Raw genomic sequence first — 9,480 nt, 5'->3', positions numbered from 1 at the left:
CACCAACCCGCGGACCCCCTACCTCCCCGCGCCCACGACGCTATAGAAACCCACCACTCCCAGGCATATCGTGGTATTCGCGGCAAAAGACACCCCGCTCGAAAGGGGGTCGTCATGATCGAGGCACTGGTGACCACAGCCGTGGCGGTGGCCTGCGCCGGCGCGGTGTACGCCGCCGCGGCGGCACGGGTCGTCAAGCAGTACGAACGCGGCGTGGTGCTCCGGCTCGGGCGGCTGTTCGGAGAACCCCGTAGCCCCGGTTTCACCATGGTGGTCCCCGGCGTCGACCGGCTCCACAAGGTCAACATGCAGATCGTGACGCTGCCGGTCCCCGCGCAGGAGGGCATCACCCGCGACAATGTGACGGTACGGGTCGACGCGGTCGTCTACTTCAAGGTCGCCGACGCCGTCAGCGCCGTCATCAACGTGGAGGACTACCGCTTCGCCGTCTCCCAGATGGCCCAGACCTCCCTCCGCTCGATCATCGGCAAGAGCGACCTGGACGACCTGCTGTCGAACCGCGAGAAACTCAACCAGGGACTGGAGCTGATGATCGACAGCCCGGCCGTGGGCTGGGGCGTGCAGGTCGACCGCGTGGAGATCAAGGACGTGTCGCTGCCGGAGTCCATGAAGCGTTCGATGGCCCGCCAGGCCGAGGCCGACCGCGAGCGGAGGGCCCGCATCATCAACGCGGACGCGGAGTTCCAGGCGTCGAAGAAGCTCGCCGAGGCGGCCCAGCAGATGGCCGACACCCCCTCCGCGCTCCAGCTCCGCCTGCTCCAGACCGTGGTCGCGGTCGCGGCCGAGAAGAACTCCACGCTCGTCCTGCCCTTCCCCGTGGAACTGCTGCGGTTCCTGGAGCGGGCGCACCAGGAGCAGCCACCCGAAGCGCAGGCACCCGAAGCGCAGCCACCCAAAGCGCAGGCACCCGACCGCCGGCCGCCGGAGGTCACTCCCCTGCCGACCGAGGCCGACGGAGTGACGCCACCGAGTACGGAGTGAGACCTTTCTACGCGCGTGGTTCACGTGACCTCAGGGCGCGTGATACACACAGGCGGGTCACATCCTGTCCGCCAACAGGAAGGTTCGCCCATGTCAGTGACACGACGTCAGATGATGGCCCGCTCCGGTGCTCTGGGAGCGGGCATCGCGTTCACCGGGGCCCTGTCCGAACTCTTCGCGGGCACGGCCGCCGCGCAGAGCGGCCTGGGCCACTCCGGCTACGGCCCGCTGATCCCCGACCCGGACGGTCTGCTCGACCTGCCGAAGGGGTTCCGCTACCGGGTCCTCTCCCGTGAGGGTGACCCACTCCGCTCCGGCGAGGGCAAAGTGCCCAGCAACCACGACGGCATGGCTGCCTTTGCCGGGCGTTCCGGCGGCAGACACGGTCAGGTCCACCTGGTCCGCAACCACGAGAACCGCGTCACCGGAAAAATCGGCGTCCCGACGGTCGAGGGCCTGACCTACGACCCCATGGGCAAGGGCGGGTGTACGGCGCTGACACTCGACCGGCGGGGCCACGTCGTCGGAGAGCGCGTCGCGATCGCCGGTACCGCGGTCAACTGCGCGGGCGGGCCCACCCCCTGGGGCACCTGGCTGACCTGCGAGGAGACCGAGGACAAGGCAGGCACGAACGGCTACACCAAGGACCACGGCTTCATCTTCGAGGTCGACCCCACCGACCCGCACCGCACCGGAGCCGTACCGCTCACCGCGATGGGCCGCTTCCAGCACGAGGCGATCGCCGTCGACCCCCGCCGCGGCGTCGTCTACGAGACCGAGGACGCCTTCGAGAAGCCCTTCGGCCTGTTCTACCGGTTCCTTCCCCACAAGCCGCGGGGCGGGATCGGCTCCCTGCGGGCGGGCGGCCACCTCCAGGCGATGCGCGTTCCCGGCGTACCCGACCTCTCCTCGATCCAGGAGACCGGCGCCACCTTCGACGGCATCGAGTGGGTCGACGTGCCCGACCCCCTCGCCGCGCGGACCCCCATCCGCCTCCAGGACTTCGGCCCGAAGGGCATCACGCACGCGCAGAAGCTGGAGGGCTGCTACTGGGGCGGCACGAGCGTGTACTTCGTCTCGTCCTTCGCGCGCAGCGCCGAGGGATCGGCCGCGGACCACTACGGCCAGATCTGGCGCTACGACCCGGCCGGGCACCGCCTCACCCTGGTGATCGTCTTCGGTCCGGACACCGACGTACAGCTCCCGGGCGAGTCCCCCGACAACATCTGCCTCGCCCCCAGCGGCGGCCTGATGGTCAGCGAGGACGGCAACGGCGCCCAGCACGTCTTCGGCGTGACGCGCCGCGGCGAGGTCTACGCGATGGCCCGCAACGCCCAGAACATCGGAACGGCCGAGGAACCGGAGTGGGGCGAGTTCGCCGGCGTCACCTTCTCCCCGGACGGCGAGACGATGTACGTCAACTGCTACACCCCCGGCACGACGTTCGCGGTGACGGGCCCGTGGCGCCGAGCCTGAGCCATTGACCGGCGCGCCGTCGGCGACGACGGCGCGCCCCTCAGGGCCGCGGGGAACTACGCGACCAGCCACAACAAACCCGTACCCGCCCCCACACACAAACCCGGCAGACGTGACACCCCACCCAGGCACGTCAACCGTTCAGGACGCCCGGCGGGTCGTGAGCCCACAGGCCACCGCGATCGCCCCCGCCGTGAGCAGCACGGCGCCCACCAGAGGCAGGACGGGAACCGGCACCGTACCCTCCTGCGAGCCGCTGACCAGCGCACTGACCGCCGCCCGCGCCGGGGACCCCGTGACGACGAGCGCCAGGAGCGCGCCCAGCAGCAGGGCGGGCACGGCCCGGCCCGGCGAGCGCAGCAGCGGCCGGGTGGTGAGCGCGCCGACGGCCGTGCCGAGGAGCGCGCACGCGAGCGTGGCGAGCAGTCCGGCGGCGCCTGCCTGGAGCGCCGACACCCGGATCTGGTGGTCGGCGCTCGTCGCGTCGCTGATGAACGTGACAAAGACCGTGGCCACGACCCCGAGCGTCGCGGCCGCCCCCAGCGCGACGCTCACACACGCCAGGTGCGCCCGCTCGGGGCCCGCCGCCGCGCCCACACAACTCCGCGCCGCGGATGGCTCGTTGGTGGCGCAGATGCGTACCAGCCAGGCGGCGACGGGCAGCAGCGCGGCGGCCGTCCAGCCGAGCGAGTCCAGCACGGGCTGCCCGCTCTGCACGCCGATCGCGAGGACCGCGGCGTACAGGATCACGGGCGGCAGCGCCCGCTGGGAGCGCAGGAGGAGGGCGGCCTGGTAGCGGAGGAGCGCGGTCATCAGGAGCTCTCGGTTTCGATGGGTTCGGGTCTGCGGGGCCGGGGCACGACGCCAAGTGGGCGCTCGGGCTCGGGCTCCACGCTCACGACGTGCCACGGCGGCCGGGCCCCGAGCAGCGCTCTGAGCAGTGCGTCCGAGCGGGACTCGGGGACGCTGATCCGGTGCGCGTCGCCCGGCACCTCCTCGACGGAGGCGGCGAGTTCCGTGGCCTCGGCCGGCGGGGTGGTCCCTTCCGGCCCTCGCGCCCGGACGACGAGGTGGGGGCCGTCCGCGTGTGGGTTCCCTGTCCCCGTACGGGAGGCGAGGGCGCCCTCGACGACGGCGTAGGTCGCGTCCGGCCGCCCCGCCAGGCGTCGTGGGTCGTGGTCGACGAACACCACCGCGGCCCCGGCGGCCGTGCGCTCGACCACCACGCGCTCCAGCTCACCGCGGGCCGGTTCGTCCAGGCCGGTCCATGCCTCGTCCAGGACCAGCAACTCCGGTTCGGCGAGCAGGGCCTGGGCGACGGCGACCTTCTGGCTGCTGCCCTTGGAGAGTTCCGACATCGGCGTCCGGGCGTGCTCGGCGGCGCCGAAGCGCTCCAGCCACTCGTCGGCGGCGTCGGCGGCCTCCGCGCGGGACAGACCGTGGACGGCGCCGAGGTGGATGAGGTAGTCGGCCGCGGTGAAGGGCAGGGTGGCCGGGAAGCGTTCGGGGACGTACGCCGTGCGCGGACGCCCCACGACCCGGCCCACCGTGGGCGCGTCGAGGCCCGCGAGGAGGCGGAGCAGCGTGGACTTGCCGGTGCCGTTGGCGCCCTCGATACGGATCAGCGCGCCGGGGGCCACCTCCAGATCGACGCCGGACAGGACCCAGGGGCCGCGTCGCCCGTAGCGGCGGCCTACGCCCTCCAGCCGCAACGGTTGCTGTTCGCGTTCCGGTACCTCACGTGCCATGCGCCCCATCCTCGTACGGATGTACGGGCGCGCGCAGGGGAACGGATCTTTGGCCTGGCAGACTGGGGTGCGTGACGAGTGACCCGCGTGCCGAGGACAGCCCGTTCCGCGTCGTGTCCGTGTCGCGTGACGAGGCGCCACAGTTCGTGCTGCCGCTGGTGGTGCGGATCGAGAAGTCCGCGCCTCCGGCCCGTACGGACGCGCTGGAGACGGCGGCCCGTGCGGTGCTGGTCATGCTGAGCGACGAGCGGTCGCTGGGCGACGGAGAGTGGGCCCGGGCGATGCGCGACTGGCAGGACGCCCGCATCCGCAAGGTGGTCCGCCGGGCACGGGGCGCGGAGTGGCGCCGCGCCGAGGCGCTCCCCGGCATCACGGTGACGGGCAAGTCCGCGGAGGTACGGGTCTTCCCTCCGGTCCCCCTGGACGGCTGGCCCAAGGATCTGGCCCGCCTCCAGGTCTCCGGCACGGACCTCGACGACCCGGAGCCGCCGGTGGAGGCGGACCTCTCCGCCCCCGTCCTCTGGATGAACCCGGAGGTCGGGATGTCGGCGGGCAAGGCCATGGCCCAGGCGGGCCACGGCGCCCAACTGGCCTGGTGGGAACTGTCCGACGCGGACCGCGCGGCCTGGCGCGACGCCGGCTTCCCTCTCGCCGTCCGCACCCCCGCCCCCGACAGCTGGCGCCACCTCACCACCTCCGGCCTCCCGGTGGTCCGGGACGCCGGCTTCACGGAGATCGCCCCGGGTTCATGCACCGTGGTGGCGGATCACCCCACGCTGCGCGGCTGAGACGGCGACCGGGCACGCCGTCGCTCTCACCCGCCGAGAGCCCCAATTGCTTTCCTTTGAACAACACAGCCGTTCCCTACGTATCTCCATGCACTGGCCAAGTAACAGTTTCCAACGACCAGTTGGTGTCCCCTGGGGAGGCTCATTTGGAGCGCATCAAAGGCTCGGTCATCGCCGGCGTGGCCCTCATCGTCACCGTCGGAGCGCTGTCGTTCCCGGTGTGGTCGTACTCCGACCGCTCGGGCACCGCGCAGGCGAACATGTCGGCGGGCATGGTGGACACACAGTGGGGTCCGCTGGCGGCATCCGACCGGGACCTGATCGAACGCGTGCGGCTGGCCGGACTCTGGGAGCTGCCGGCCGCCGAGATGGCGATGAAGAAGTCGTCCAGCAAGGCTGTCAAGGAGGCCGCGGACCACCTGATCACCGGCCACACGGACCTCGACCAGCGGGTGCGGACCGTGGCCACCAAGATGGGCATCGAGCTCCCTGACGAGCCGAACGCGCAGCAGAAGGGCTGGCTGCAGCAGATGCAAGCAGCCCAGGGTGAGGAGTTCGACCGGACGTGGGCGAACCTCCTGCGCTCGGCCCACGGCAAGATCTTCCCGGCCATCGGGACCGTGCGGAACAACACCCAGAACATGATGGTGCGCCAGCTCGCCTCGGACACCAACCAGACAGTGCTCGACCACATCACGATGCTGGAGAAGACCGGGGAGGTCGACTTCGACGCCATCGCGAACGGCACGATCTGACGCGTCGGGGCGACACGGCCCACGGCTCATGCCGACGGTGTTCGGTCGGTGCGGCCGGTGTTCCTCGCATTCCCCGCGTTTCCGCCGGTGACGGCGGTACGCGCGAGGTCTGTCGGCCACGGAACCGGCTGCCCTCACCGGGCTCGCCACGGACCGGGGTGTCGCCACCGCTCTCACGTGTCACCGGCCACACGGCCGATCCACGACCGGTTGAACATGCCGACCGGCCCGTACGTACCTCTTGGCACTGGCCAAGCAACAGTTCCCCAACGACCAGTTGGTTTCCTCCGGGAGGCTCATTTGCGACGCTCCAAGGGCTCTGTCCTCGTCGCCCTGGCGATCGCCGGCACGATCGGCGCACTCGCCTACCCAGTGTTGTACTCGTACCCCCAGCGCAATGCCGCCGCGGCGGCGGCCGTGCCCACCGGAGACACGGTGACCACGCAGTGGGGGCCGCTGACCCCGGCGGACCGTGACCTGATCGTCAAGGTGCGGCTGGCGGGGCTGTGGGAACTGCCGGCCGGCCAGCAGGCGCTGGAGCGTTCCTCCGACGCGGTCATGAAGGAGGCGGCGAACCATCTGATCGTGGGCCACACCGACCTCGACAAGCGGGTGCGGATCATCGGGGCGAAGCTGGGCGTCGAACTCCCGAACCAGCCGAACTCGGACCAGCAGGGCTGGCTGGACGAGATGACCAACGCCAGCGACGCGGACTACAACAAGGTGTGGGCGATGCGCCTGCGGGCGGCGCACGGCAAGATCTTCCCGGCCATCGCGGCGGTACGGAACAGCACCCGCAACACGCTGGTCCGCCAGCTGGCCTCGGACGCCAACCAGACCGTGCTCGACCACATCACGATCCTGGAGAAGACCGGGGCGGTCGACTTCGAGGAGATCGCCAACGGTTCGGCCACGGGGACCGCCAGCCCGACCGGCCCGCCGCCGCCGGTCCCCGGACGCTCGCCTGCCTCCGCGCCCGCGGCGGAGCCCAGCACCAACCCCGACGTGAGTTCCTCCGTCTCACCGGGAGCACCCGGCACGGTCAACACCGTCCGGCCGAGTCCGGAGGAGCTCAACGACGACCAGGGGGAGCCGGTCCAGTAGCCCGTAGTGGCAGAGCCGGAGAACAGAAAGCCGCCACAAGCTCAAATGTTGCTCTGAAGGTCCCCTCCGAGGGGTTCGGCCCGGCGTGCCGGGGTCATGACTCCGTCACGCCGGAACAGCCGGAACTCAGGTCCGCAGCGGGGAAACGACCCACAGGGTCCTGGTGAAGCCGTGACCGACGTGACCGAGGAGGGGACGAGGATGAAGCAGCTGGGGACGGGGATCGGGTGGCGGCCGGAGATCGCCGACGCCGTGGAGCGCATGGCCGGAACCGGGAAAGGGACCGGGGACGGGGTCAGGGACGAGAACGGGAACGGCGCCGGGACCGGCGTCGGTGTCGGTGTCGACTGGGTCGAGGTCGTGGCCGAGAACGTCTGTCCCGGCCATCTCCCCGAGTCGCTCACGCGGCTGCGCGAGCGCGGCGTCACGGTCGTGCCGCACGGTGTCTCGCTCGGTCTCGGCGGTGCGGACCGTCCCGCCGAGGACCGGCTGAAGGCGCTCGCGGAGCGTGCGGAGGCACTGGGGGCGCCACTCGTCACGGAGCACATCGCCTTCGTACGGGCGGGTGGCCCCCTGACGGCGTCCGACCCGCTGGAAGCGGGACACCTGCTCCCGGTCCCGCGCACCCGGGACGCGCTCGACGTCCTGTGCGAGAACGTACGCGTCGCGCAGGCCGCCCTGCCGGTACCACTCGCCCTGGAGAACATCGCGGCGCTCATCGCCTGGCCGGACGAGGAGATGACGGAGGGCCAGTTCCTGTACGAGCTGGCCGACCGCACCGGAGTCCGGCTCCTCATCGACGTGGCGAACCTCCACACCAACCACGTCAACCGGGGCGAGGACCCGGCCAAGGCCCTCGACGAACTCCCGGTCGAGGCCATCGCGTACGTCCACGTCGCGGGCGGCTTCGAACGCGACGGCGTCTGGCACGACAGCCACGCCCACCCCGTCCCCCGGCCCGTCCTCGACGTCCTCGCCGACCTCGCCTCGCGGGTCACCCCTCCGGGCGTCCTGCTGGAGCGGGACGAGAACTTCCCCGAGCCGGCCGAACTGGAGCGGGAGCTGGCGGAGATCCGGGACACGGTACGGCGGGCGTCCACGGTGGACGCCGCGCGGGGCGGCGCCGAGGGCGAGGAGCACTGCACGGCGCCACGGCCCCACACCGCCTCGGCGACCGCCTCCGGCACCGCGTCCGTCGTCGTGTCCGTCACCGACGAGCCCCACGGTGACTCCGAGTCCTCCACCGCCCCCGCCCGTCAGCGGCTCGGGCTCGCGCAGGCATCGTTGCTCTCGGCGCTGGTGGCGGGGACGCCCGTGCCCGAGGGGTTCGACCGGGTACGGCTGAGTGTGCAGGCGCGGGCGCTCGGGGCCAAGCGGGCGGACGTGGTGGCCAAGGTGGCGCCGGAACTGCCGGAGATCCTCGGGGAGTCGTACCGCCCTGCCTTCCTGGCCTACACGCACGGGCACCCGATGAGCGACGGCTACCGCCGCGACGCGCTGGACTTCGCCGAGCACCTGCTGCTCGCCGGGCGCCCCGAGGACGCCGAGGTCCGGCGGCGGCTGCGCGAGTGGTGGCTGGACCGCTCGGGCCCCACCCCCCGCTCCGAGCGCCCGACGGCCCGCCTGGCCCGCGCCACCCGCCGGGTCCTGCTCCGTCGCTGAGCGTAGGCGGACATGGGACCCTCCTAGGCGCGAGCGGGTGACAACTCCCGGCAGATGTGCCGCGAATAACAAACACGTGTCCCCCACACGGGTTTCACGCCCCCTTTCACCGGCTTTCCCCCACCTCATCCCCCTGTTCTCATACACCATCCAGCACCCATTTCCGACCACATCAACCCATCCTCCTGTTACGGCAGTTGACGTAGACCGGGCAGTAACATGCCAATCTGCCGTCAAACCGCACCCGAAGCGCACTAGCGTGCGGTGCCGCACCAGGAGGCACCATGCGATCCAACAACCGCAGAGGACTGATCAGTGGGACGGGGCTGATCGTCGCCGGCATGACGGCGACCCTCATCGCGCTGGTCTTTCCGATCTGGTCGTACGCGGACCGCTCCGGCACCGGCGTCCAGACGCTCAACGCGTCCACCGTGTCCACGCAGTACGGTCCGCTGTCCGGCCTGGACCGGGAGTTCATCACGAAGGTGCGGCTTGCCGGACTGTGGGAGCTGCCGGCCGGACAGCAGGCCCTGCAGAAGGGCACGAGCCAGCCCGTGCACACGGCGGGCGAGCACCTCGTCGAGGGCCACACCTTCCTCGACGCCCGCGTCCGCAACGTCGCCGCGCGCCTCAACCTCGAACTGCCCAACCAGCCCACCGAGGAACAGCGGTCCTGGCTGGCGACCCTGAACACGGCCCAGGGCGAGGAGTACGACCGGCAGTTCGCCAACCTCCTGCGCAAGGCCCACGGCAAGGTCTTCTCGGTGGTCGCCCAGGTTCGCGCGAGCACCCGCAACTCCCTGGTCCGCGACCTCGCCGACGACGCGAACTCGACCGTGCTCGACCACATCAAGGTCCTGGAGGCCACCGGGGTCGTCGACTTCGACGCGCTGGCCAACGATGCCGCGTCCGCGAGCCCGCCGCCGCTCACGAGTTCTCCGGCCC

At 71.3% G+C, this 9,480-nt stretch carries 9 protein-coding genes; 7 read left to right on the top strand and 2 right to left on the bottom strand.

Annotated features, from left to right (window positions below):
- The first annotated feature begins 114 nt into the window (after positions 1 to 114).
- Together FNH08_RS35260 and FNH08_RS35255 are read left to right on the top strand one after the other, a co-directional pair.
- A complete protein-coding gene (locus tag FNH08_RS35260) occupies positions 115 to 1,002 on the top strand; it encodes a slipin family protein (protein WP_152775598.1) in 888 nt (295 codons plus the stop codon).
- 90 nt (positions 1,003 to 1,092) lie between these two features.
- Complete coding sequence (locus FNH08_RS35255; RefSeq protein ID WP_152775597.1) at positions 1,093 to 2,478, top strand: PhoX family protein; 1,386 nt, start codon at positions 1,093 to 1,095, stop codon at positions 2,476 to 2,478.
- Between the two features lie 141 nt (positions 2,479 to 2,619).
- Here FNH08_RS35255 and FNH08_RS35250 read toward each other — a convergent pair whose 3' ends face one another.
- Positions 2,620 to 3,291, bottom strand: a complete 672-nt coding sequence (locus FNH08_RS35250; RefSeq protein ID WP_152775596.1) for an ABC transporter — start codon at positions 3,289 to 3,291, stop codon at positions 2,620 to 2,622.
- The gene (locus FNH08_RS35245; RefSeq protein WP_152775595.1) at positions 3,291 to 4,226 is read right to left on the bottom strand and encodes an ABC transporter ATP-binding protein; all 936 of its coding nucleotides are present in this window, start codon (positions 4,224 to 4,226) and stop codon (positions 3,291 to 3,293) included. The genes FNH08_RS35250 and FNH08_RS35245 overlap by 1 nt, the downstream gene beginning before the upstream one ends.
- Positions 4,227 to 4,297: 71 nt before the next feature.
- Between FNH08_RS35245 and FNH08_RS35240 the strand changes: the two genes are divergently transcribed.
- The 5 genes from FNH08_RS35240 to FNH08_RS35220 all read left to right on the top strand — a co-directional run.
- Complete coding sequence (locus tag FNH08_RS35240) at positions 4,298 to 5,014, top strand: aminoacyl-tRNA hydrolase (RefSeq protein WP_322726013.1); 717 nt, start codon at positions 4,298 to 4,300, stop codon at positions 5,012 to 5,014.
- Between the two features lie 146 nt (positions 5,015 to 5,160).
- Positions 5,161 to 5,769 carry a DUF4142 domain-containing protein gene (locus FNH08_RS35235; RefSeq protein ID WP_152775594.1) on the top strand — a complete coding sequence of 203 codons (609 nt, stop codon included), beginning with the start codon at positions 5,161 to 5,163 and terminating at the stop codon, positions 5,767 to 5,769.
- Positions 5,770 to 6,069: 300 nt separating this feature from the next.
- Positions 6,070 to 6,873 carry a DUF4142 domain-containing protein gene (locus FNH08_RS35230; RefSeq protein WP_152775593.1) on the top strand — a complete coding sequence of 268 codons (804 nt, stop codon included), beginning with the start codon at positions 6,070 to 6,072 and terminating at the stop codon, positions 6,871 to 6,873.
- 201 nt (positions 6,874 to 7,074) lie between these two features.
- Positions 7,075 to 8,535, top strand: a complete 1,461-nt coding sequence (locus FNH08_RS35225) for a DUF692 domain-containing protein (RefSeq protein ID WP_152775599.1) — start codon at positions 7,075 to 7,077, stop codon at positions 8,533 to 8,535.
- Between the two features lie 284 nt (positions 8,536 to 8,819).
- A partial coding sequence (locus FNH08_RS35220; protein WP_152775592.1) for a DUF4142 domain-containing protein occupies positions 8,820 to 9,480 on the top strand: 661 nt, incomplete at its 3' end.

Source organism: Streptomyces spongiae (genome assembly GCF_009377185.1).
GTDB lineage: Bacteria > Actinomycetota > Actinomycetes > Streptomycetales > Streptomycetaceae > Streptomyces > Streptomyces spongiae.
Note: the sequence above shows the minus strand (reverse complement) of the source record. Positions and strands in the feature narration are given on the sequence as shown.